This window comes from Verrucomicrobiota bacterium (assembly GCA_038744685.1).
GTDB lineage: Bacteria > Verrucomicrobiota > Verrucomicrobiia > Opitutales > Puniceicoccaceae > Puniceicoccus.
In genome coordinates this window covers 67,382-91,624 of the sequence record JBCDMB010000002.1, presented here as the reverse complement: position 1 = coordinate 91,624, position 24,243 = coordinate 67,382, and the positions used below count along the sequence as shown (strand labels likewise).

Here is a 24,243-nt window from a genome sequence, read left to right as displayed (position 1 = left end):
CAGCCAAAGAGTCGCTGGAGGGTCCGCGTCTCGCGGACCGTTTGATTATCTGAATTGCCAAGCGTTGCGAACGCCGAGACGGCGTCCCTCCACAGTTCAGGGTTTCACTGACTTTTCTGACTCACGCAGCTGGAATTCGACTCCAACCGTTACGCGTTTTCCCAATCGCGATCTTCTCGCGTGTAAACTTTGCTCGCCTCGTTTGAGGTCCGGTCGGTCGTAAACGATTCTTCCCGAGGGTCCCATCCGACACGATGCCCTTCCCGCAGTGCAATGTGGCCCACATGCAAAGCGGTGCACAGGCGGTGGCCGGCTTCCGGGTCGTAAGCGGTTTCACGATGACCGGCTACAATCGCGTCGATAAAGTCTTCGTGTTCAACTTTCGGTTTGGGCCAATAATTTGCCTCTGGACCGAAGTTTCGTGTTCGAAGGATTGTTGGATCGCTGGCTTCAAGCTTTCCATCCCAACCGGTGCAGCGGACCCAGCCATTTGAGCCTTTGAATTCAAGAAGAAGAGTCTTGTAGGTAGCGTTGTCAGCAACGTGGAGCTCGGCACCGTTTTCATACTTGAGGGTGAGTTCAAAATCGATGGGAGTATCCGTGTTCCAAGCGGAAGAATCCAGTTCACGGCTGGTTCCGAAGGCTTCAACCGGTCCTGTTTCATCGACTCCAAGACCGACCTGAGCCGTGTCGCAAAGGTGAGTACCCCAATCCGAAAGCATCCCTCCACCGTAATCGCTGTTCAAACGCCAGTGAAACATGTCCAACGCGCTGGGCGTGTATTCGACAAATGGTGCCGGTCCAAGCCAGAGGTTCCAGTCAAGCTCCTTGGGCGGAGCTACAGGTTCTTCGCGGGAGAAAGGATCGTGCTTTGGCAGAGTGCAGTTGACTTCGTGTATGTCCCCGATGAGTCCACTTCGGGCCCAGCCGGCAAGAAGGTAGTATTTGGTCATCGTGCGGTCTTCTATTCCCCATTGGAAAACTCGGTCACTTGCAGCAAAGGCGCCAACAAGATCCCGACCCTCAACAATGGTAAGAGTTGGCTTTTCGCAAAATACATGCTTTCCGGCTTCAAGGGCCATCAGCGACATCGGGACATGCCACTGGTCAGGGGTCGAAATCACAACGGCATCGATATCCTCTCTGGCAAGCAAATCCCGAAAATCCTGATACAGGGCACACTCTTTGTTTTGATAAGTCTTATCGACCGCACGTTTTGCCTGTCTCGCGCGTTTCAGATGGCAGTCGCAGACCGCGATAACCCGGACGTTCTCGTTGCTGATAAATCCGCGGAGGTTTCGGCCCTGACCCTGACCTCCCATTCCGATAAACCCAAGATTGATCGTATTAGACGGAGAACTGGATCCAAAAAGGCTACGAGGTAAGAAAAGTGGAGCCGCCGCGAGAGTGGTGCCCTTGAGAAAATGTCTACGATTCATCATGATTAAGAGTTATTCTGCTAACATTGTATTCCACTCTGCCATACTCTTTGCGAGGTGGTCCTCTGGAGGTGACTGAATTCCGAAGCATTGGAGCGTAATTGGGCCATCATACCCGATAGATTCGAGCGTTTCGAGGACTCTCATGACGTCGAAATCGCCCTCGCCGAGTGGAAGGATCAATCGGGACCAATCGCCGGTTTCTTTGCCGTTTTCGTCGGCACCGTTGATTTGAACTGCCATGAGATGTTGCTTTGCCGCTTCGAGGGTAACTTCGAGCTCCGAGGGATCCTCCTGTTTCAGAAAGTGGCAAAGGCTGAAGGCGACTCCAAGATCTTCTCGGTCAATGGCTTGGGCAATTTGCAGCACTCTAGCATTTGTATCGGTAACAAAACTGTAGTGTGGATAGACTACGGTCCTAAGACCGTTTGCCCGGGCAATATCAGCCACTTCGCTAATGGCTTCCACAACCTGCTCTTCGCTCACGTCGAATTTCCGTGGCTTCCCCACCGTCACCCAGACGTCAGTCTCGGTGCCTTCGAATTCCGCAAGATGAGTCGCAACGTCTTTCGGAACGGGAATTCCCTTTTTCGTTGGCCTCAAGATAATGTAGGTCGCCTCGACCTCGAGTCCGGCATCGGCCAAAGCCTCACCCCATTCTTTCGTGTAGGTCTTTTGCTCGGTTACGGTCCCCGGATATCCCAGTTCCTTTAAGAGAGCAGCTCTCTCTGAAGCTGAGCTGTCGCGCCCGTTGAAGGCGTTATCCAGCGGATAGAGCGAATCGACTGCCGGCGAAAGGGTCGGGAGGACTAAAACAGAAAGTAAGTAGACGATCGGTTTCATCGGACTTTGTTTTGGGAAGGCTATCGCTTTTTCCGGTTTCCCTGGATCGGCTGGGTGTTTTCCTCGGTTACACCATACCTATCCCGAAGAGCAACCAGCTCAAGCTTGAGCTCTTCAACGACGCCAGCGTATTCCGGGTTTGCATAGACACTGTTCATCTCGTCGGGATCGTTCTTGAGATCGTAGAGTTCCCATTCCTCTCCGTTCGGGACGTCTTTCCCGTAAAAGCGCATCAATTTGTATCGTTTGTCGAAAACTCCCTCGTGGCGACGGACGCTATGGAAACCCGGATACTCGTAGTAGTGATAGTAGAGAGAGTCGCGCCACTCATCTGGTTTTTCGCCCTCCAATAGGGGCAGGGTGCTGACACCCTGAATATCAGGCGGGACCGGAGCCCCGGCCAACTCAAGGAAAGTGCTGGCCATGTCTATGTTCTGGACGAGGTCCGTATTCACAGAGTTCGGCTCGATTTTTCCCGGCCAGCGAGCAATGAGCGGTGTTCGAAACGACTCTTCATACATGAAACGTTTGTCGAACCAGCCATGCTCGCCCATGTAGAAGCCCTGATCAGAGCTGTAGAAGACGATCGTGTCGTCGGACAAACCGGCTTCTTCAAGCCAGTCCATGATCGCACCGACCGAGTCATCGACCGACTTTGTGCAGCGCAAATAGTCTTTCAGATAGCGCTGATACTTCCACCGAACCAACTCTTCCCCATCCAGGTTCGCTTCGAGAAACGCATCGTTCTTGGGCTGGTAGGCCGCATTCCAAGCGGCAAGCTGCTTAGGATTCATCCTTCGAAGAAGTCTTCGCTGTAAGAGGTCTCGTTCATCCTTTTCCTGGATCTTTAAATCCTTGCCGTAGGTCATGGTTTCAGCGATCGACATGTCCTGGTTCTTGGCTGCCGTTCCGCGACCGCTGTAATCGTCAAAAAGAGTATAAGGCTCGGGGATCATGACATCGTCATAGAGCGTCAGATACTTCGGTGCAGGCGACCACTCCCGGTGGGGGGCTTTGTGCTGCATCATCAGCATGAATGGTTTCGAGGAATCCCGATTTTCGAGCCATTCGAGCGTTTTATCGGTGATCACCTCGGTCACATAACCAGGCACTCGATACTTACCGTCGGAATTAATAAAGTCAGGATTGTAGTAGTGTCCCTGGTCGGGCAGGATGTCCCAATGGTCAAAGCCGACCGGATTGCTCTCGAGGTGCCACTTTCCAATGACTGCGGTTTCGTAGCCCGCATCCTGCAAGAGTTTTGGGAATGTCTGCTGGTTGCCATCGAAGCGTGAGTAGTTGTCCATGAATCCATTCATGTGACTGTGCTTCCCGGTCAGGATAGCCGCCCGCGCTGGCCCACAAATGGAGTTACAAACATAAGAGCGGTCAAAGCGCATTCCCTCGCTAGCGAGGCGATCGATATTTGGGGAAGGATCAAGCGGCGCAAATCGACCCCCATAGGCACCAATCGTCTGATAGGCATGATCATCTGAAAAAATCCAGATGATGTTTGGCTGGGACTCCGCATTCGCCCGGGGAGCAAAGCAAAACGCCACGAAAAGCAAGTAAGGTAAACGTTTAAGCGAATGTATCATAAAAAGATCTTCATTCGAAGTAGAACAACAAGGGATGCGATCAATCGAACTGCGCAAGATCGTTTTCCAAAACGATGAACGGATCGGCCGCGAACTGCTTGAAATCAGCTTCGTTTCGATGCCCTTCGTAAGGAACCCAGAAACGTTCCTTGCTGCCGTTTCGCCAGGTGAGCATGTATGCGATGCCACCGGATCCTTCCGTCTCTTTGAAATGATTCAACACGTTCATGAACCAGTTGGGATCGTCATGATTGTCCAAGCCTTTCGAGATTCCAAACTCGCAAATAGCGGCAAATTTACCGTGTTCCCGCGCGACCTCAGCGACAATTACCGATCGTTCGGCCAACCGTTCAGGTATTTTGCTGTAGGTATCGAAGCCAACCACATCCATGTATTCAATCCCGGGAAAACGGACCGTCATATAGTCTTCCACGGTTTCAAACTTAGCCTGAATAGGTGAATAGGCGTAGAGAAGATTGTGCACCCCCTTCTCATCGCGAAGATACTCGATTGTAAATCTCCAAAGCTCAGTAAACTCCTCGTCGGTTCCGCCGTTCGGTCCCCACCAAAACCATCCACCCGTGTGCTCATGCCACGGCCGGAAAATAACGGGAATCAGTTTCCCGTCACTATCCCTCAGGCTGTCTGCAAATTCAGCAAACCAGTCCAACTGCTCCTTCAATTTTTCATGAGCCTCGCCACCGGGCAGGTGAGCAGCAATGACACCCTCACCTCCGCTCCACGATTTCTCTCCGGTCAATAGGTTGTCCATATGCCAACTGATGGTATTGATGCCACCCCGTTCATGCGCTTCGATCAAGAGTTGTCTATCGTCATTGGTTCCAAAGTGCCCCATATCCCAGCCATAGACGGCCGGATGTGATCCGGTTAGAGTCTTCACGTCTGAACGGGTCCCATCTGTATTTTCCCAGCCGATACCGTAACAGGTCGCGTGTTGTTGGCCGAAAAGGATACGGTCCTCGGGTATCGCTTTCATCTTTTCGAAAAGTGCTACCGTTTCAGGGGTTGCGTTCGGGTCAACCAAACCGGCGGATACCGGGATGACCAGGGAGAGGCTGATTCCGACTATTTGCGGGATTTTTTTCACTACTTTCATTTTTCTGCAGAGGTTTCGGTGGGTTTAAAGAAGATTGCAAAGAGGACGATAACGACTGCTGCCATGGCAGCAGGAATCAGCCAGATGTCTGACCAATTGCGGAGGATTTCTCCAACTGGGTCTGTCGTTTCAAATGATTTCACGATCAGTCCCGACGCCCAGGCTCCGATCAGCATACCGAGACCGTAAGTGATCAGGGTGATGAACCCCTGGGCACTTGCTCGAATCTTTTCTCCGGCAGCTTTGTCGACATAAATCTGTCCTGTTACGAAGAAGAAATCGTAGCAAATACCATGGAGAAGAATGCCTAGGTAAAACATCCAGACAAGCCCTCCGGGGTCACCAAAAGCAAAGAGGACATAACGGAGAACCCATCCAATCATACCGGCCAAAAGCATCTTTTTCACGCCGAGCCGGACAAAGAAGAACGGCATAACCAGCATGAAAACAATTTCCGACATCTGGCCCATGGTCATTTTTCCGGCCGCGTTTTCGACACCCATGTCGTTCAGAAATAGATTGGTAAAATTGTAGTAGAAGGCCAACGGAATACAGAGAAGGAGCGAGCCCAGCGTAAAAACGGCAAAAGACTTATCCTTGAGCAGGGCCAAAGCATCCAGACCAAGGATGCCGGAAATACTGACTCCACTTTCCTTGGATTTGGGAGGCGTCTTCGGCAAAAAGAAGGACAAAATGCCGAGCAACAGGCTTGCACCTGCAGCAATCCGCATCGGATTCGCGGTCGCCTCGATCCCAAGCGAACCGACCAAAATGCCGGCAACAATCCAGCCGATCGTGCCAAACACGCGAATCATCGGGAATTGCTTCTCTACATTGTCAATTTGGTTGAAGGAAATCGCGTTTACGAGTGCAAGTGTCGGGTTGTAGGCCAAGGCATAAGCGAGCAGGACCCAGAAGAGAAGGCCCGGGTCAACCACGGTCGATGCGTAGTATAGGATTGCTGCGCCGAGGATGTGGCACACGGCAAGGACTCGCTCCGAGTTGAAGAAGCGGTCAGCAATCATACCGATAAAAAACGGGGCAATCAACGCACCCCAGGGCATCGTGCTATAAGCCGCGCCAATTGAAACGCCGTCGAGATTTAGTCCCCTTCCGAGGTAGGTGCCTAGCGTGACGAACCATGCGCCCCAGATGAAGAACTGGAGAAACATCATGGACGAGAGTTGGATGCGTGTTTTCGGGGTCATGGGGATAAATTGGTCAAGGCAGATTCTATTTTTGGTGGATCGACGATTCTAGGTATAACTAAGGGTGGATATAGAGCTGGGTGCTACTGGATTACCGCTATCTGCGCTGGCCACGGCTGCGAAACACAATTCGAGGCTCTTCAAGTTCTGGTCTGCAGAATTCGCGGGTTCGCGGTCTTCCTCGATCGCACAGAGAAGCTCTCCCATCGTCCCGGCAAACCCGTCGTTAAACCAATTCCCTTTCAACTCAACCTCAGCTTCGCCCGCTTCAGTAATCAGTTGAATCTGTTCGTTGGCACAAACCGGACCAGTGCTGCGAAAGGTTCCCTTTGTGCCCGTGATCACCGTGCTCTCGGAAGGCCCAAACTTGGTATTTGCATGAAAAACAAGTGAGGCCAAACCGCCGTCGAACTGAATTGCGCTTTGCGCGCTGAGCGGCGGTGCCAGTTCCTGTCCTCGTGCTTTTTCGACTTGAGCAAAGACCTGTTTGGCTTCCCGCTCGCCAAAGACACAGCGCACCAGATCAAACCAGTGAATGGCAAAATCGTAAAGAACGATGTGGTGGATCTCCTCGAATCGAGTGCCTTGGATCCAAGTATGATCCCAAGCGATGTGGATATCACAGCTCACAATCTCTCCGAGCAAATTGGCGCTCACCGCTTCACGCAGGTAAGCAAAATACGGCGCCCAGCGCCCGTTTTGATTCACTGCTAGTTTGAGGTCGTGACTCTGGGCGAGGGCCACCAGTTCGCGACCGGTTTCCAGGTCGAGGACAAACGGCTTTTGGCTGAGAACATGTTTTCCGTTTTCCAATGCCTTGCGTATATGGCCGACTCGGTGGTCCGGATGGGTGGCAAGGTCGAGCACCCCGATAGCATCTCTTCCAAAGACAGAGTCTACATCATCGGTGACTTCTGCATCGGGGAAAAACTCGTCGCGTAGTTTTTTTGCAGCCTCAAGGTTGATATCGCAAAGCACCGCCACCGGAAAGCCCTTCTGACGGTAGGCGTCGAGATGATTCCGCGCGATACCTCCGCATCCGATTAACCCGATCTTTGGCGGAAGTCCTTTCGGCAGCGGAGGTTGATAGGATAAAACGGGCGCTTCCGTCTTTGCCACTTCGACTGCCTTGAGTTCTCTCGCGTCGTCCTTGCTCATGACGGTTCTCCTTCTAAGGGCACGGAGCGGCCTTCTTCGCTGCTGCGGATCGCACTATCGACAATCTGTTGCCCGATGCGCGCGAGCGGCGGGCTCAACGGGCCTTCGATCGGTAGTCCTGCCTCGATACGACTCAGACTATACTCGATACCATTCCTTTCCCCGTCTGGAAGTGCATCGACCGTCTGGTCATAGCCCTCGGGTTTCTCGCGGGTCTGAATCCGAATGGTCGGCTCATAATCGTAGCTGCTGATCGTCCCCTCGGTTCCACGGATCACAAAACCGCACTTCGGTTGCGGCTGATGCGTCCAGGGATCCGAAAAGGTGCCCCAGCGGGTTTCAAATTTGGAAAGATGATCGCCGTAGCGGGCGACCGTCACGCTATGCTCATCGACCTCGAGGCCAGAGGTGCCGGTCGCGATCGCAGTGACTTCGTCGGGTTTTTGGCCCCGGTTGAACCAGGTGCCGAGGGTCACCCCATAACCAAGATAGTCGCGGAGGGAACCTCCGTCTGATTTCTTTTTATACCACCAGCTCTCGCTTTTCTTCTCCGCGGTTGGCTCAAGCTCGATCTTATCCGCACCGTGATAGAGAGGGCCGCGATTACCATCGTAGTAGTGCACCTCGATTACAGTGCCGATCAATCCTTCGCTGATGAGTCGGTGTGTCGTGAAATGACTCTCCACCCAGCGAAGCGGCCAATTGATAACAAGCTCTTTACCAGTCGCTCCGACTGCACGAATCATGCGATCTGCATCAGCCAATGAACCGGCGAAAGGCTTCTCGACCAAAACATGGGTGCAATAGGGCGCGATTCGCTCGACCCAATCCCCATGCTCTGCGGTCGTCGGGCAGAGAACAACCAGATCAGGTTCAGTCTCTTCCATGCACCGCTGGTAGTCCGTGAAGACTTGAGAATCCCTCAGCTGAAAACTCCTCTGGGCATCCTGCATGCGCTCCGGTCTCGGGTCGCAAATGCCTACGATTTCTGCGTTGGGGTGTTGTTCAACGCATCGAAGCAAGTCCCCCATGTGCATGTGAGAGAACTCGATGCCTGCGATTTTCCATTTTTTAGCCATCAGTTAACCTGGGGTTTGAAGCTGTAGGTTTGAGCAGGAGTAGAGACAAAAATCCGTTGCCATTGCTCTTCGGTCAGACCGCGATCACGCATTTGCTCGGTGAATTCGTTGAGTAAAAAACTCAGCCCCGGACTGCCGCCATAGGATTTCCAATACGCCGGCCGGGCAGCGTCCATGCCGAGCATGATTTGATCCGGAAATTCGCTCATCAGCTCGATGACAAGATCGAGGGTCGGGTTGTTTTCCGTTCTCCAGCGAAAGGCGCTGTCGTACTCCACTTTCACACCCGTTTGCAGGAGTTCGCGATGGTAGGCAGGGTCCGGCGAACGATCGGTGTGAGAAAGCACCACTTTCGCAAGGTCGACTCCGTGTGAAGCAAAGTTTTCTACTTGCTGAATGGCGCCGATACCCTCTTCCACGTGAGTCAAAATCGGGCAGCCGGTTGCCTGATGAGTTTGAGCTGCTGCTTCGAAGATCTTTTCTTCTCTCGGGCTAAATAATTCGCCAGCTGTCGCCACTTTGATCAATCCGGCCCGATGGTTTGTGCGCTCTACGAAAGGACCCGAGTAATCATTCCGGTCTATACCTTGCTCAATATCGGCCCGGAAAAGTTGGGCAATCTGATCGGAGGTATAACGATGACTCCAGTGTCCATCGTCGTAGTATTTCGCCAGGTGCAGACCGGTGGGGCAGAGAATATGGACCCCAGAGCCTTTAGAGATTTCCGCAAGCTTTGTTACGTTTCGACCCGCATCGCAGGGCATCGAGTCAACCATTGCCCGCCCGCCATCCGCATAAAAACGAGTCAACTCAGAAACGCCGTTTTCGACCGAAGAGAGTGCAAACTCAGGATATCGAATCGTCGCAACACTTCCGTCAATAATCAGGTGCTCGTGTGCGTAGCACACGCCAAGCTCATCCGGGGGAACATCTTTCAGAACAGTGCGTATCATCGAACCATTTCTGGATTCATCAAAGAGAGCCGTTCCCCCGCCTCCATTACGCAAAAATTCTGGTCCAGCTCCCGGCAGGATTTTTCGAAGAGTTCGGGCGTCGCAGTATTGAACTCGAACATATCGAAGTGGCAGGGGATGACCGTCTGTGCCCCAATCCGCTTCGCTAGTAGAGCCGCCTCTTTCCCATCTAGATTTCCGGCAACCCGTCGCTCGGGCTTGTTCCCATTGATCGGAAGAATCGCGACATCGACCGGTCCATCGATCCATTGCTCGATACCGTCGTAGAGCAGGGTGTCGCCGCTGTGGTAGATGCGCCATGGGCCGATTTCGGCCACGAATCCGATGAAGTAATGATTTCCAGCTTCGTCCTCTTTCAGGGCATTGTGTGCTGCCGGGATAACCCGAACCCGGGTGCCCGAATCTTCGACAGTGTCGCCCGCGTTGACCCAATGAAAATCCTTTCCCCAGTCACCCAATCGTCCAATCGCCGATTCTTTGATCGCTCGTGGAAGGATGAGCCTGATCGAAGGGTTCGTCTCGCGCAGCGGAAGCAACGTTCCGTGATCGAGATGATCCGTGTGGACATGGCTGGAGGTCACAATCGAGGCGAATCCAAGCCTTTCGGGAGCAATGACCCGCTCGGTCATTCTGACGTGAGGTTTGTCCGTGCCAGCGTATTTCTCGGTAAGGCTATCCGAAAGGTAAGGATCAAAGAGAAGGGTGGTTTCGGCGTACTTGACCAAAAAACCACTTTGCCCCAGCCACCAGATGTGCAGGTACGCGTTGTTTGCACTCGCGATATCGGCAAGGAGCTCCTCGTCCTTCTGCTTTGGAATGATCATTCGCAGCCGATGGATTTGCGCACCTTGTGTACTCCGGCGACCATATTAACGAGCTTCTTCTTCGCGGCCCAGCGAGCGGTTTGGCTGAGACCGCAGTCCGGTGCGAAGACAAGCTTTTCGGCTGGAGCGTGTTCGAGACAGAGATTTACCCGCTCGACGATATCGGCCTCACTTTCGATGTAGTAGCTTTTTACGTCGACGATTCCCACAGCCACATCCATGCACTCGGCGATTTGGCTGATCGCCTCGATTTCCGAAAACTCCCGGCTCGCCATCTCGACATGCATTTCGTCGACATGAAAATCAAGAAACGCAGGAAACATGGGCGCAATTTTCCTTAAGCCGACTGCGTGCCCCTTGAAATTACCGAAACAAAGGTGCGTGCAGATGCGCACTTTTCCACGAATTCCCTCGACCGTCCGGTTGAAGATGTCGACGAAGCGAGAAGTGTTCTCTTTGAACGCATAGCAGCTCATGGACGGTTCATCCACGCAGATCTCGGTGCACCCGGCTTCTGCCAGTTTGATCAGCTCTTCTCTGATCAAAGGTAGCAAGGCTTCAGTGATCGCCCATCGATCCGGATACTCTTCATTCGGAAGAAGACGACCACTCATTGTGTAAGGCCCGGGGACCGAGGCTTTCAAAGTAGCCTCGCTATCGGGCGCCAATCGTTTCAATCGCTCAAATTCCTCCACTGCACCCAGACCTGCAGGTGCCGTTAACGTTCCCGTCAAGCGGTGCTTTCCTCGTTGGTCGTGGGCAGGGGGGCCATGCAGGCGTGGACTTTTCGACTCGAGTTCAATTCCGCTCAGGTAGCCATAAAAGGAGAGATTGAAATCGAGCCGCGTCTGCTCTCCATCCGTGATCGCATCGAGGCCTGCGGACTCCTGATCGTGAATGGCTGCGATTACAGCATCGTCCTGGATCTCGGCTATGTCAGACACACCGAATTCATCGAGATGCTGGCTCGCAAAGTTCAGCCACGAAGGGAAAGGATAGCTACCGATTACGGAGGTTCGAAGGGGTCGTTCTTTCATGAATAAACTCTCTGGGTTTTCTTAGGTTCGGGGAGTCGAGGCTTTCCGATTGTTGGACCAGCCGTTTTCCGATGTATCGGCGAGTGCATCGGGAATCTCGAGAACAGCACCCTGGGATCGCAGGGTGTCTTGAAGGGTTAGGGTAGGGACATCCATTGGAGCGATTCCTGAGTCTACCGCAAAGGCTGCAGCAACTCCAGCTGCGTGACCCATGGCCATGGTTTGAGCCATCGAGCGACAGGAGGCATGTGCATCATGGGTCGCACTAAAACAGCGTCCGCAAACAAGAGCCTGATCGGTGTTTTTTGGAACGAGGCAGCGGAACGGCACCTCATAAACCCCGCTCTCTGGAACGTATGCCCAGTGGGTTTCTTCTTCCCCATCTGCCGACTGCCGGTGGTCCTCAATCGGTGCTCCGCAGATCAGGACCTTGTCGTCGAATGTAGCCCTTTCCAGACAATCCTCGCGAGTCAAACGGTAGTGCCCGTAGACCCGGCGGCTTTCGCGAACACCGATTCCCGTCGAAAGACCGATGATGTTTGACCGCTCGAAGCCGGGGACGCAATCGCGCAGAAAATCCTCATAGATAAAAGCTTGGCGGCGACCTTCGCGTTCGGCCAAGCTCAGCTCCCGGGCATCGAGTCCGGAGAATCCGGCTACCCGCACCGCTACTGTCGATATGCACCCTTCCGCATTCATTTTGTGAACACTGCCTGCTTTTCGTGGAAGGGCGTGGGTACCGCTCTCGACCGCTTCCTCCATCTTTTCCATGAGCATCTTCTTTCCTCCCGCCCGCTGGTATGCATCGAGATCTACATTGGACATTCGAAAAGTCGTTGTCATCGTCTGCACCGGCTCATGCTCGCCGGCGATCTCGTAGGGAATTTCCGCAAGATGGCAAAAATCCGCATCGCCTGACGCATCGATGTATTGCTTTGCCTTGACTCGTCCAAAGCCCTGTTTGCCGTGCACGACAACAGATTCGATCCGCCCGGATTCTTTTTCGACCTCGACCAATGTCGTATGGAGAAGTACGGAGACGCCGGCCTCGGCGAGTAATTGGTCCCAAACCAGTTTAAGGCGCTCGGGGTTATAGTTGACGCCTGCTCCGGCGCCGTAGGTATTGGGCCGCAAAAACACCGCTCCAACAGCATCGAGGGAGTCGACCACTTGATCACCAATACCACCGGCGACCTTTTTTGCGGTCTCACCGGGAGTGAAGAATCCATAGAATGTGTCAAGCGCTTGAGTTGAGATCCCTCCCGGGAAGCCACCGCGATCGACCAATGCCACCTGAATCTCTCCCGTCTGCCCCGCGGCGATGGCCGCACTGCATCCAGCCGAGCCGGCCCCGATCACAAGCACGTCGGTTTCGAGGATGATGGGGATCCTTTTCGTATCGAGAATATTCATACACTACGGTTTGCCGACATTCTCATAGTAGCGGGCGATCCGGTGGGCATGCTCATCGTAGGCGCTCTCGAAGAGCTCGACGGCTCTTTCGGCCCCAACCACCGCTCCGGCACTCAAGACCTTTGGCGGATGACCCGCTGCGGTAAGCCGATGAGCAACTTCGGCTTTGATTGAGTTGATGATCAAGCAGCCTCCCACTGTCGAACCCGGTGCAACCGGCGTATCCAACCCGTCTATCCTTACCATCGCGTCACCGAGAGGTGCGCCTGTATCCAGAACGATGTCGGCGAAGTCCTGGAGTTTTTTACCATCGCCCCGCTTGCTGGCACTCGGCTCAGAATGAAGTTTGCTGATCAGAGCAACGACTTTGACACTGCGTCGTTGAAAAATTTCCGCCATCTCAATCGGCACAATGTTGCAACCACTTGATGAGATGACCAAGGCCGAGTCTTCTGCAGTCAGATCGTAGTTGCGGAGGATCCGGTCGGCGAGGCCGCTTACATTCTCCAGAAACATGGCTTGTCGCTGGCCGTTTGCTCCCACAACGAGGTTGTGGAAGGAAAGCGATAGCTCGACGATCGGGTTAAAGCCGGGGAAGGATCCGTAACGGGGCCACATTTCCTCTGTCATCATCCGACTGTGCCCGGAGCCGAAGAGGTGGACCATCTGCCCTGCCAGAATTGTTTTGGAGAAGAGGTCGGCGACTTGGTTAATCGTGGATTCCTGGGCGGCAACCGCTTCAAGAATGCCTCGGGATTTTTCGAGATACTGTTCAGTAGGAGTCATTCCGGATTTGTTCTAAGCTGATCGATAAATTCTGGGATGTCTTGAAGGCGGGGTGAGGTCGCGGTGCGGACGTAGAAGCCCGAGAAGAGAACCCCAAGTTGAAGAGCATGTAAGGGCTGGAAGCCAAGCATCAGCCCTAGGCAAAAACCGGCGTTCAAATGATCGCCTGCACCGGTCGTGATCCTTGGCTTGGTGGTGTGTGGGCCGGCGACGGCCCATTGCCCTTCTGCGGTCGCGCAGGCTGCGAAATCGACCGGGTGAGCCATTGCGCAGTAGATCCCAAGCTTGGAGCGAATCGCCTCGAGGGCCTGACTCAGCGAACCTGCTTCGGAAATGGGTTCATCAATCGAAAACGCACGAGCAACCTGTTGGGCCTCGTTTAGATTCATCCCGAGGACAACTTTGCTGAACGCACTGAATTTTCCGATCAGCCAAAGGACGCGGCGCAAATCTTCGTCGGAGCGCATGGACGGATCGGCGAGATCGAAAAAGAAAATGCGTTCCCTTTCCTCGCCGACCAGTGGCAGAACATCTGCAAGGAACCAAGCCATGATCGACTCCAATTCGGGTAAGCAGGTCCAGTTCAGGAAGCAACAGAGTCGGGTGTGCCGGACCGTTTCGATCAGGGCGTTCTTTTCAAGGACTTCTTCGATCGAGGAGGCGGTCACCCCTTCGTAGTTTGAGATTGTCGAAAGCATGAGCTTGCCGTTCGAAAACTCCAAAGCGTGGGTTACGGCAGGCTCGGCCACAGAGTGGACTTTGATCCTTTCGGCGAAATCCGCGTAGGCAGGATGGAGTTCCGGAGTGCCGAGAGGACCGATGTAGTCGATGTCCACTCCCGACCGGGAAAGCGCATGGGCCATGATCGGTCCGTTTCCACCGATTTTTTCCCGCTCCTTGACAATCTCTATCAAGGCGCTCTTCCCGTCCGCATCGACCACCCGCTGCCCGAAATCACCTAGAGTTGCGAAGGGTGTGAACGCGTTGCCACTGCCCTGACGGGATTCCACAGGTCTGCAAATGACATCGACTGTTCCGTCAAAGCCCAGCATCGCCCGTAGCTCGGAAGGCTGTTTCAGGGCTTCGCGAAGTAAAGGAAGCAAGTCTGTGTAATCCTTTGTCATGCAAGACCTCCCTAAAACTGCCCCTCCGATACGGTCCAACCGCCGTCGACGGCAATGACTTGTCCGGTGACGAAACGACTTTCCTCGGACAAAAGATAAGTCGCGAGACCATCGAGGTCTTCCGGGCGGCCAATCCGGCCGCCATCCAGAGGCTGTTTGGTTTTGATGAAACCCTGAATGACGTCATCCTCTGCAGCTCGCTGAGCCATCGGTGTTTCAACCAGCGCAGGAGCGATCACGTTGCAGCGGATGTTTTCCCGAGAATAGAAAGCGGCGATCGACTTGGTAAACCCGATAATAGCTGACTTGGCGGCAGCATAAATGTGGGTAGAGAAATAACGCGGGGAAGGGGAGTAACCGAGGACAGATCCCATATTCAGAACTCGACCCGCAGTCTTTCGCTCGAGAAAGACCCGGATCGCAGCACGGTTGCTCAGGATCAGTGACTTCAAATTGAGGTTTAGGGTGAAGTCGATCCCCTCGTCCGCGACTTCATGTAACGGTCCATCTCCGAAACGACGCCCACTCCCACCGGCTACATGATACAGGCCTTCGAAGCTTCCGAACTTTTCCAGACAGGCATCGATTGCTTTCGGTGTTGTCGCAGGATCAATTGCGTCACCGCAAATGGCCAGACAACGATTCGGATCAACCTCTTCCAGCTTGGTCAGTGCTCTTGCCGCGCTTTCGGGATTGCGACCGATCACCGCAACACTCGCACCTGCACCGATAAACGCGAGCGCCGAGGAAAGGCCTAAGCCCGTAGTGCCGCCTACTACGACAATAGACGTCTTCTCGAGTCGGGGTTTTGACATCGTCCTGCGACCTTACAGACGACCTGCAATCTTGTCTTGTAACTCTGACGCTTCTTCGTGTAAAAATTACGCATGAAAACGGAGTTTGATGCCGAGAGCTTTTTGCAACAGGTGAATTGGCGTTCGTTGACCCGAGAATTGAGTGATGCACTGGTCGAGCAGGCTTTTTTTATGAAGGATCGCGAGGGTAGGTTCGTGATGCAGAATCGCCGCGGGTGTGAGTATTGTAACGCTGCTGATGAGGGCGAAACACTGGGTAGAAGGGACGCTGATTACTGGCCGGATTCGCGGGCGGATAACTATGTGGAAGGGGATCGGATGGTCATGAGATCAGGTAGGCCTATACTCAATCAGTTGGCACCGGCGCCCGAGGAAGCTGGATCAGAAAACATAGTGATTTACAGCAAGTTTCCAGTGCGAAACAGCGAAGGAGAAGTGATTGGGGTTGCAGGAATTCATCAGCTATTTGCCGAAGATCGTGTGATCGAAAATCGTTTCGGGCGTTTGTTTAAAGCCGTGCGAATTATGCAGGAAAACTATGGAAGTGATCTAAGGATTTCGGAGCTTGCCAGAAGTTGCGGCTTATCCCACAGCCAGTTCGTCCGTCGTTTCCATTCGGTTTTTGGCATGAGTCCAAAGGAGTATCTCCAACGGGTGCGCGTAAGGAAGGCGTGTCGACTACTGGAAACAACCGATTCAACCGTCGCATCAGTGGGCTTGCGCTGTGGATTTTATGATCATAGCCATTTCTCCCGTGCTTTCCGAACTCAGACGGGAATGAGCCCAAGTGTTTACCGGAAAGAGCATATGCATTAGCCTTTTGGCGGTGCATTTTTTCCCGGAACGAAGAGAATGCAGATCGGGTTCGGGACGTTGATCACGCTCCGCCGCTGGTACGTGAGCTTCCCAGACTCGCTATCAATCCGATGGGCGGATACAGTGTTTGAGTCTGCTCCGGCTGCCAATAGCCATGATCCACTGGGATCGAGATTGATATTACGGGGAAAAGCACCTCGAACGGGCTGGACCTGGACAACTTCCAGATCTTCTGGATTTGACCCTATTTGAAAGACTGAAACTGAATCATGGCCGCGGTTAGAGGTGTAGAGAGTCGGCAGATCAGGGTGCACGAGAATCTCTGCGGCTGAATTAAACGATTCTGCAGATTTGGCCGCCTCAGTGAGTGTAGGCGTAGTTGTAAGGAGAGTTGCTGTTCCCGTGTCACCATTCCATTTGAAAGTGCTTACATCGAGCGTTAGCTCGTTCAGCAGATAGATATACTCTCCGTTTGGGGAGAAGCGCATGTGGCGCGCTCCGCCTCCGGGAACGGAGGCTGCGAAACCGTGTGGCACGAGAGACGGTGTCTCTGCATCAACCCGGTAGATGACGATGCCATCTTTCCCGAGATCAGGCACGAGAGCAAAACGGCCGTCTGGTGAGAACCCTGTCCAATGGGGATGCGGGGCCTTCTGACGTCTTTCTACTACTCCCGAAGACCCTTCGTGTTCGTAGAGTTTAGGGATTCCCAACTGGCCCTCTGTATTGATCGGAAAGAGTGCAACTGATCCTCCTCCATACTGCGCAGTGATCAGGAACTTGCCTGTTGGGTGGACGGCAAGATGGGCCCCCGGGCCATCGCCACTGGAGACGCGATTTACGAGCGTGAGACTGCCATCTTCCTCAATCCGATAGCCAGCCGCACCCGCATCGTTGTCCCACCGTTCAACGGCATAAAGTTTGTCGCCGTCGGGATGGAGGGCCAGAAAACCGGGTGATTGTGACTCAGCGGCTAAATCGATGGTTCCAAACTTTCCGGTACTCGTATTGAAGGTGGTTTTGTAGATGCCCTCTGATCCTCGCCCACCAGTGCCAAAGAAGACCGTCAAATCTTCAGCGACGCCGGAAAGGCCAAATAGCGTAAAGAGAGCGACTGAACGGATTTTAGGAAATTTCATACGGACTGTGGTTTGGGATGGGTGTGGGTGAGTTTACAGACTGGGTAGGTCGAGTGGTTTCGCACGAATTGCAGACTCAACGATTCTTTAGCGACCGTAGAGGACAGGCAACCCGTCAGCAAGCCACCTAGTCCAATTGATTTTTAGGGTTTTTCGGAATGGTTGTCGGATTGACCTGCTCCGCGTTGCTCGAGTTGGTTTCATATTCCCAAATCTCACGAGATTCGCTTACGGTCGGACTCCAAAAGCTAGATCTCGCCTTCCTGTCAACGTAATGGATTGGGTAAAAAACTCTCCGTGAAACTCTATTGTTCCACTTGTATTGAGCAGGATGTGGCAATTGTTCTTCTAGAGATTCCATTGTCCGTGAACCGGGCCATCCCCGTTCTACATTCAAGAGGTAAGCTAGAAAGTAAAAGCCGAGCGCTAATGAAACTCCGATTACGTAAGTTCTTTTCATTAAATCTCTCTTTTCTTGAACATTACGGTGTATCGACGGAGTAAGCGGAGCGAACGAAATTGATACCACAGCTTGGTTCTACCTCGGTCTTTTCTGGCCATTCAGCCCAGAATCCGATTTCGAAATCACTAAAATTTAAACAAAAGAATTCCTTTCCATTCTCTCGGTCTCGATTTGAATCGCCACCAATGAATGGCAGATATGGCTCCAGTTCTTCGTCTGGGGCGAGAAGCAGTTCCAGATACTTTCTTTCGTATTTTCGGAAGAGAAAACCTTTTCCTTCTTCTTTTGAATCAAGTTCTCCACATGGGGTGATCCAGATTCGGAGCTCATCTTTTCCTTCGTCTAGACTTTCGAGGTCATGGGCTTGATTGCCGCAAAGAAGGTATGTCTCGATATGATTCATTTCTCTGTAGACCAGGCTAGTCGAACTTTCGTGCCGTCGGAAGGATTTTGCCCTATTGTCGACTGAAGGGAGGGGCGGCGAGTAGCTAATTTCCGTTACCGGAATTTACAGTTTTGAAAAACCCTGTCGGAAGCTTTTCCGGAACGCGTTCGCGGATCTCTAAAGCCATCTGAGTAACCGTTTCGGGTGCTATTTGCGCGAGGTTCTTGGTTTCTTTATCGGTCGAATGATGATCATACAATTCGGTGTATCCATCCTTATGAATGATAAGGCGATATTGGTCTGACCGAAGAGTTACCTGCGATCCTGAATACGAGACTGCACTTTGGCCTGGAACCTCTGGATCCTCAATCTGCGGGACCAGAGAATGTCCGTCGAGAGAGTCCGGTATAGGTAGGCCGGCAAGCTCGCAGAGGGTCGGGTAGAGGTCGATCGATTCGACAATTGCTTCTGTCATTACGCCGGGTGATTGAGAATCAATGGGACGAATAATCAAAGGAGAGCGCAACGACTCCTCGAAGAGTGAGTGTTTTCCCCAGATCGCGTGTTCTCCCAGATGCCAGCCATGGTCACCCCAGAGGACTACAATCATATCTTCTTCAAGCCCAAGTGTCTCAATTCGATTGAGGAGTCGACCGACCTGAGCATCAACGTAAGTGACGCAGGCGGCATAATGTCTACGGACTTCCTCGCCAAAGCCTTCATCGCTGTTGGGGTCTCTTCCCCATCGATTGTACTTCATGAATTCGCCGGATCGATGCCAGGTTGTTCGATGATTGGGTTTGTCGGGATAGAGGATTTCTGGAAGCTCGACCTTTTCATAAGGCTGCATGTATCGGGCTGGAGCTCCAAAGGGGAGGTGTGGACGAATCAGTCCAACGGCGAGGAAGAATGGCTTGTCGGACTGAGCAAGACGATCCAGCTCCTCCAGCGCACCATTGGTAATTAAGCCATCCGGGTAAGCGGTGTCAGGTCCATCAAAGACCTGATAAACATCCATCTCACTCGCTTTCCCTCGTTTCTCTCCGTTTGCTAGTCCATGCATCGCACCTCTGGGATGATCCCACATGCCTGAAGGCATCAGGTTCTGATCCCATGAGAGTGGCATCTCGAGGAGGTTTTCTTCATCCCAGTCGTTTCCACCCAGACCTCCAGGATGGTGTGACACCTTTCCGATCGAGATCGTCTCATAGCCGTTTTGTCGGAACCATGCTGGCATGCTTGGGACTACCGCCCCCGGATTTTTGTTAATTTTTCTAGCCCTTTCAAAGAGAGCATGGTTTCCAGCAGGTCCATAGGTGCCAGTCAGCATTGCGTAACGCGATGCTCCGCAGGTTGGTGCCTGCACGTAGTGGTTGGCGAATGTTCGTCCTTCTGACGAAAGCAGATCGATGTTTGGACTGTGGATATAGTCTACGCCGTAACATCCGAGCTCTGGCCTTAGATCGTCGACACAGATCAAGAGGATATTCGGAGGAGAGGACAGCAGTGATACATGGCACAGCAGCAGAAGAGCCGGAATGCTTCCACGATGAATCATAGTCTTGGTGCCAGCTGGGATGATGGTTGAGAAGAGCTAAAGGATAGGCTGGAGTATTGGCATCAGTGAAGAGATACCAAGGTTTTCTCAGCGCTCTCTCCCTTGTTTCTTTTCGTACTCAGATGGAAGGGTTCCCCGCCAATCCTCGGCAAGGTCCGCCAACCGGCTGGTAATCTCCGGATACGCGTCGGCGAGGTTGTTCGACTCACTTGCATCGTCCGAAAGGTCGAATAGTTGCGGTCCATTCCTCGTTTGATGAAACTTCCAATCTTCTTTTCGGAGAGATACTCCAGATCTTGCGGAGGAAGTCTTCCAGAAAAGGGTGGTTTTGCGAGGACGGGATTCCCCGAGCCAGATGTCCGAAATATCCTCTCCGTCCAAATTCTCAGGTAAATTCTCTATGCCTGTTATGGAGCCTAGCGTTGGCAACCAATCCATGAACGACGTCACGCTCTCCTCATCCACCCGACCGGCTTCAATTTTTCCTGGCCAGCGAATTACGAAGGGTACTCTAACTCCACCCTCAGTCTGATCATGTTTTCCGCCCCGGAATTCACCTGCGTAGCCCAGCATGTTCTTGGAGTAGGGTTTAACTCCCTTTCCGGGTGTCACGGGCGCCGGGCCATGATCACTGGAATAAACAAAGATCGTATTTTCTGCAATTCCAAGCTCATCAAGCGTATCCAAAATTCTTCCCACATTCACATCCATACCGTAAACGTCCGCCAGATACTGAGTCATGGACTCCCTCAGATCGGGATCAATCGAAGCACTTTCATCAAACTTCTTCTGCATAGTCGCTGAAAAATCACGACGATCAAAATCAAGGTCTTCAAATTGGCCGACATACTCTGGGTATGTCTTCACAGGGTAGTGGGTGCTGTGTCCGGAGATGTTGATGTAAAATGGCTGTTCTCCGTTAGCGTGTTTCTTGATGAAATTGATCGCATGATCTACGGCAGGGTCATCACGAGCTGGGGTCTCAGCTCCATTATTATTGTTCGTTTCCGAAAATATTTCATCGTATCCGTGCGTTCCCACCGACTCGTCTGGCCCAAGATGCCATTTACCGAAATGGCCCGTAGTGTATCCACTGTTTTTTAAAAGTTCGACGACGGTTATTTGATCACCGTAACCAAAATCCTTTGGATACTTGGGAAAGCGGGCAGTGTGGACGCCTGTCATGATTCCGGTGCGGCTTGGCGCACAGGTAATGGCCGTTACGTAATGTTGAGTGAAAACCGTTCCCTGTTCGGCAAGTTTGTCTAGATTTGGGGTGATTGCGTAGGGATGCCCCATAAACCCTACATCCGCGTAGCCTAAGTCATCAGATAAATAGAGAATGATGTTGGGTCTTGTATCTGCAGGTAAAAGACAAATTGAGCAGACGATTCCAATCAGAACTGAAGATAGGGTTTTTGACTTTTCCATAGGACTCAACGGGTAGGATCTACTAGTATGGAGGAAGCTGTTGGCGCCAGCGGTCTACAATGCTCTCGAGCTCAAAAACCACCCGGTCATGAAACCCGTTCGGCTCGGTATGCAGGTGACTCCCGTGACATACTGTTGCTCAAAACGGATTCCTTCCGCTGCGGGTTCATCCAAGGTTGGAGTCTCGGCATAAGGGTGTCCGTAACAGGCGAGGTCTCCGTACCCCAGGTCGTCAGCAAAGAACAGAACGATGTTGGGCAGCTCGACGTCTTCGGAATCTGCGGACACATAGGTTTCCTTGCAGATGATTAGGAATAAGAAAACCACCAAAAACCTGATGTTTCTTGACGCTCTCATTTCCGAAAATCGAATTCCGTCGAGGATTAGAACAGAGGGCTCGGAATCACCACCGAATGAATATCGTCAGTCCGTCGCTTTCCGAAACGCTTGTCCTTGTTGTAACTCTCGGGGAGCGAGTTGCGCCACTCATCGGCTTTCCCTTGAAATCTTGAAACCAGTTCCGGGTTCTGTGGTGCCAGATTTATTTCTTCTCCACGATCATTGGATAGATCATAGAGCAGAGGGCCGTTTCTCGATTCATGAAATTTCCAATCGCCTGCTCGCATTGAGATCCCCGCATTGGTGCCGGATACACGCCAATATAGATCAGTGGATCGCTCTCTTGGGCCCTCTATCCAGATATCAGAGATATCCTCACCATCGAGCTGATCGGGGATATCGTTGTTTCCCGTGATACTTGAGATCGTGGGCAACCAATCAATAAACGAAGTGATACTTTCTGAGTCGACACGCCCAGCCTCTACTTTGGACGGCCACCTCACGATGAACGGAACCCGGACGCCTCCTTCAAACTGGGTGCCTTTGTACCCTCTGAGGTCGCCAGCGTAACCCAGCATGTGCTCGGCATAATCCCGCTCCCGGTTTTCGTTCTGTGGACCATGGTCACTGGAGAAAACAAAGATCGTGTTGTCCTCAATGTCGAGGCGTTCGAGCGTTTCCATGATACGCCCTACGTTCTTGTCGATGCCGTAGACGTCGGCAACGTACTGAGTCATTGAGTCTTTCAAGTCTGGTTTCCAAGAGGCACTCCTATCGAAACGTTCCTGAATGGTCTTCGAGAAGTCGTTTCGGTCGAAAGGGACTTCGCCAAAATCTTCAATGAGCTCTGGGTAGCTTGTGACGGGGTAGTGTGTGCTATGTCCCCAAAGACTGACGTAAAATGGGCGGCCTTCTTCGGCCATTTGTTCGATAAACTCGATAGCCCGATCTGTCGCTGGGTCGTCCCGAGCCGGAGTGTTGAATGCGTTCTTGTTGTTACTTTCAGTGAAAACGACCTCATAGCCGTAGGTGCCCACCGATTCGTCTGGACCCATATGCCACTTTCCAAAGTGACCGGTCGCGTAGCCGTTTCCGTCAAGTATGCTGGTTATGGTTGGTTGGTCCCCCGTTCCATAGTGGCCCGGATAGTAGGGATAGCGGGCTGGATGAACACCAGTCATCAGACCTGCGCGACTTGGAGCGCATGTGACGCCTGTGACATAGTGCTGGAGGAAAACGGTTCCTTGTTCTGCCAATTCGTCGAGGTTAGGGGTGATCGCGTAAGGGTGACCCATGAAGGCTAGGTCCGCGTAACCAAGGTCGTCAGATAGGTAAAGAACCACATTTGGACGCTCTTCACTTGCGGAAAGACTTACAGCGAGAAGTGCAAGGAGTAGTAGGGTTGCGGATATGAACTTTGAGGGATGGGGTTTCATGAGTTAACCAATTAGCTGAGGTTCAAAAGACTCGGATTTAGAACGATACGAGATTCATAGTTGCTGCTCGACTAATGGGTTCGGGTGTGGGTCGAGCTTACTACAAGGCTCTATTTATTTCGGACAAGGTTGCATACAGACAGAGTATTCAAGAGGGAGACTTTACCTATCAAGCGTGTAAGAATCGCAGCATTTCATAGACTGACCAGTAAATAAAAAACGTTTAATCAAACAGAAGAGCCGTAGGGGAGTTTTTTTGGTGGGTATGGGTTTTCGAGTGGAAGTTTCTACTTAACCGGGGATCTTGATACTGTTACCAGCCTTGGCTAATTCTGCGGATCGTCCCAGTGAAACCGTATGTGTTCAAAGCCTGATTCGATAGGTCTGTTTTTTGCGGAAAAAAAAGATGGAATCAGCCAACCTAACTAAGCTATTCGGCCACGAGCTACGGAAGGGGAGTCGTGCTTAAGATTCACGGTCGAAACGCGTACGACCCCTGCGGTCGATAGCAAGAGAGGCGGTGTTTCGGGAGTCCTACGCTTTTGGCACTCCGAAGACCTCCACCTCAATGTAGTGATTCATGTCGTTGGAAGTGTTTCCGTTACTCCATAGTCGAACGTATTGGGCATTGGTTCCTTTTCCATCGATCAGTTTCCCAAAGCGGCTTTCTACATACGGTTTGTCTTTGCCTTTACCCAGTTCAGACGAGTTGTCGTAGTCATTGTTGAACAGGGTCGTGACTTCGGATTCGAAGCTTGGGTCGTTAGACACTTGAACAACGACGTCATTATACGCGCGTTTCTGAGAGTGGAAATGCCACACCCAAATCGCGCTAATGTCCACTGGCTCACCAAGATCAATCTGGACCCATTGGGGGTCATTCAGCAGTTCTACAAAATATCCTTCACCAGCTTCCTTATCACCGTCGGTGATGTAGCTCAGTTCGCCGATCAAAGGAAAGTCGTCGCTACCGGTCACTTCCTTACCCTGAGAAACGAGAACAGTCCCTTCTGGAACCAACATCGAGGGTGCTCTGGTGGGAGCCTGCTCAAGATTCGGCGCTTGAACGGGCATTGGGGTCCCCTCGATCAATTCCGGAGGGATTTCAGTGACCAAAGGCATACTGCCAGCAGCATCGGGCTGTGCAGCTGCTGGTGCGTTAGAAGCAGCTGACGGATCATCAGGACTCTCTGCCGCTTTTTCGCAGCCGGTGAATACAAGTGCGCCGGACAGCGCGGATAGCAAAACGAGGTTTTTCATA

The 24,243-nt window shown here is 52.5% G+C and carries 22 protein-coding genes; 1 reads left to right on the top strand and 21 read right to left on the bottom strand.

Annotated elements, in window-relative coordinates; translation table 11 throughout:
• Positions 1–149 precede the first annotated feature (149 nt).
• The 14 genes from AAGJ81_01860 to AAGJ81_01795 are packed head-to-tail and all read right to left on the bottom strand — an operon-like array spanning position 150 to position 15,415.
• Entirely contained in the window at positions 150–1,442 is a 1,293-nt protein-coding gene (locus tag AAGJ81_01860; protein ID MEM0964882.1) for a Gfo/Idh/MocA family oxidoreductase, read from the bottom strand.
• Between the two features lie 9 nt (positions 1,443–1,451).
• Positions 1,452–2,282: a TIM barrel protein gene (locus tag AAGJ81_01855; protein MEM0964881.1), complete on the bottom strand. Its 831-nt coding sequence runs from the start codon at positions 2,280–2,282 to the stop codon at positions 1,452–1,454.
• A gap of 20 nt (positions 2,283–2,302) precedes the next feature.
• Positions 2,303–3,880: a sulfatase gene (locus AAGJ81_01850; GenBank protein ID MEM0964880.1), complete on the bottom strand. Its 1,578-nt coding sequence runs from the start codon at positions 3,878–3,880 to the stop codon at positions 2,303–2,305.
• A gap of 40 nt (positions 3,881–3,920) precedes the next feature.
• A complete protein-coding gene (locus AAGJ81_01845) occupies positions 3,921–4,997 on the bottom strand; it encodes a glycosyl hydrolase (GenBank protein MEM0964879.1) in 1,077 nt (358 codons plus the stop codon).
• Positions 4,994–6,205 carry a nucleoside permease gene (locus AAGJ81_01840; protein ID MEM0964878.1) on the bottom strand — a complete coding sequence of 404 codons (1,212 nt, stop codon included), beginning with the start codon at positions 6,203–6,205 and terminating at the stop codon, positions 4,994–4,996. Before AAGJ81_01840 ends, AAGJ81_01845 begins: the two co-directional genes overlap by 4 nt.
• A gap of 48 nt (positions 6,206–6,253) precedes the next feature.
• A complete protein-coding gene (locus AAGJ81_01835) occupies positions 6,254–7,363 on the bottom strand; it encodes a Gfo/Idh/MocA family oxidoreductase (protein MEM0964877.1) in 1,110 nt (369 codons plus the stop codon).
• Positions 7,360–8,442 carry a Gfo/Idh/MocA family oxidoreductase gene (locus tag AAGJ81_01830; GenBank protein MEM0964876.1) on the bottom strand — a complete coding sequence of 361 codons (1,083 nt, stop codon included), beginning with the start codon at positions 8,440–8,442 and terminating at the stop codon, positions 7,360–7,362. Before AAGJ81_01830 ends, AAGJ81_01835 begins: the two co-directional genes overlap by 4 nt.
• Positions 8,442–9,395 carry an aryldialkylphosphatase gene (locus AAGJ81_01825; GenBank protein MEM0964875.1) on the bottom strand — a complete coding sequence of 318 codons (954 nt, stop codon included), beginning with the start codon at positions 9,393–9,395 and terminating at the stop codon, positions 8,442–8,444. The genes AAGJ81_01830 and AAGJ81_01825 overlap by 1 nt, the downstream gene beginning before the upstream one ends.
• Entirely contained in the window at positions 9,392–10,240 is an 849-nt protein-coding gene (locus AAGJ81_01820) for an MBL fold metallo-hydrolase (protein MEM0964874.1), read from the bottom strand. Before AAGJ81_01820 ends, AAGJ81_01825 begins: the two co-directional genes overlap by 4 nt.
• Positions 10,237–11,277 (bottom strand): methionine synthase, encoded by a 1,041-nt coding sequence (locus AAGJ81_01815; GenBank protein ID MEM0964873.1) that lies wholly within the window; start codon positions 11,275–11,277, stop codon positions 10,237–10,239. The genes AAGJ81_01820 and AAGJ81_01815 overlap by 4 nt, the downstream gene beginning before the upstream one ends.
• A 21-nt stretch (positions 11,278–11,298) precedes the next feature.
• Entirely contained in the window at positions 11,299–12,690 is a 1,392-nt protein-coding gene (locus AAGJ81_01810; GenBank protein ID MEM0964872.1) for an FAD-dependent oxidoreductase, read from the bottom strand.
• Between the two features lie 3 nt (positions 12,691–12,693).
• The gene (locus AAGJ81_01805; GenBank protein MEM0964871.1) at positions 12,694–13,476 is read right to left on the bottom strand and encodes an SIS domain-containing protein; all 783 of its coding nucleotides are present in this window, start codon (positions 13,474–13,476) and stop codon (positions 12,694–12,696) included.
• Complete coding sequence (locus tag AAGJ81_01800) at positions 13,473–14,600, bottom strand: carbohydrate kinase family protein (protein MEM0964870.1); 1,128 nt, start codon at positions 14,598–14,600, stop codon at positions 13,473–13,475. The genes AAGJ81_01805 and AAGJ81_01800 overlap by 4 nt, the downstream gene beginning before the upstream one ends.
• An 11-nt stretch (positions 14,601–14,611) precedes the next feature.
• Positions 14,612–15,415 (bottom strand): SDR family oxidoreductase, encoded by an 804-nt coding sequence (locus AAGJ81_01795; protein MEM0964869.1) that lies wholly within the window; start codon positions 15,413–15,415, stop codon positions 14,612–14,614.
• A gap of 72 nt (positions 15,416–15,487) precedes the next feature.
• On the opposite strand from AAGJ81_01795, the gene AAGJ81_01790 reads away from it, so the two are divergent.
• Complete coding sequence (locus tag AAGJ81_01790) at positions 15,488–16,231, top strand: AraC family transcriptional regulator (GenBank protein MEM0964868.1); 744 nt, start codon at positions 15,488–15,490, stop codon at positions 16,229–16,231.
• Here the strand turns inward: AAGJ81_01790 and AAGJ81_01785 are convergent.
• From AAGJ81_01785 to AAGJ81_01755, 7 genes are all read right to left on the bottom strand, one after another.
• Positions 16,228–17,370, bottom strand: coding sequence for a lactonase family protein (locus AAGJ81_01785; protein MEM0964867.1), 1,143 nt, complete (start codon positions 17,368–17,370; stop codon positions 16,228–16,230). The two genes, AAGJ81_01790 and AAGJ81_01785, sit on opposite strands and share 4 nt — an antisense overlap.
• A 482-nt stretch (positions 17,371–17,852) precedes the next feature.
• Positions 17,853–18,236, bottom strand: coding sequence for a hypothetical protein (locus AAGJ81_01780; protein MEM0964866.1), 384 nt, complete (start codon positions 18,234–18,236; stop codon positions 17,853–17,855).
• A gap of 85 nt (positions 18,237–18,321) precedes the next feature.
• Complete coding sequence (locus AAGJ81_01775) at positions 18,322–19,776, bottom strand: sulfatase (protein MEM0964865.1); 1,455 nt, start codon at positions 19,774–19,776, stop codon at positions 18,322–18,324.
• A gap of 87 nt (positions 19,777–19,863) precedes the next feature.
• Positions 19,864–21,207 carry a sulfatase-like hydrolase/transferase gene (locus tag AAGJ81_01770; protein MEM0964864.1) on the bottom strand — a complete coding sequence of 448 codons (1,344 nt, stop codon included), beginning with the start codon at positions 21,205–21,207 and terminating at the stop codon, positions 19,864–19,866.
• Positions 21,208–21,261: 54 nt separating this feature from the next.
• The gene (locus tag AAGJ81_01765) at positions 21,262–21,564 is read right to left on the bottom strand and encodes a sulfatase-like hydrolase/transferase (protein ID MEM0964863.1); all 303 of its coding nucleotides are present in this window, start codon (positions 21,562–21,564) and stop codon (positions 21,262–21,264) included.
• Between the two features lie 26 nt (positions 21,565–21,590).
• Positions 21,591–22,982, bottom strand: a complete 1,392-nt coding sequence (locus AAGJ81_01760) for a sulfatase-like hydrolase/transferase (protein ID MEM0964862.1) — start codon at positions 22,980–22,982, stop codon at positions 21,591–21,593.
• A gap of 534 nt (positions 22,983–23,516) precedes the next feature.
• Positions 23,517–24,242, bottom strand: a complete 726-nt coding sequence (locus tag AAGJ81_01755) for a discoidin domain-containing protein (protein MEM0964861.1) — start codon at positions 24,240–24,242, stop codon at positions 23,517–23,519.
• Position 24,243: the final 1 nt, after the last annotated feature.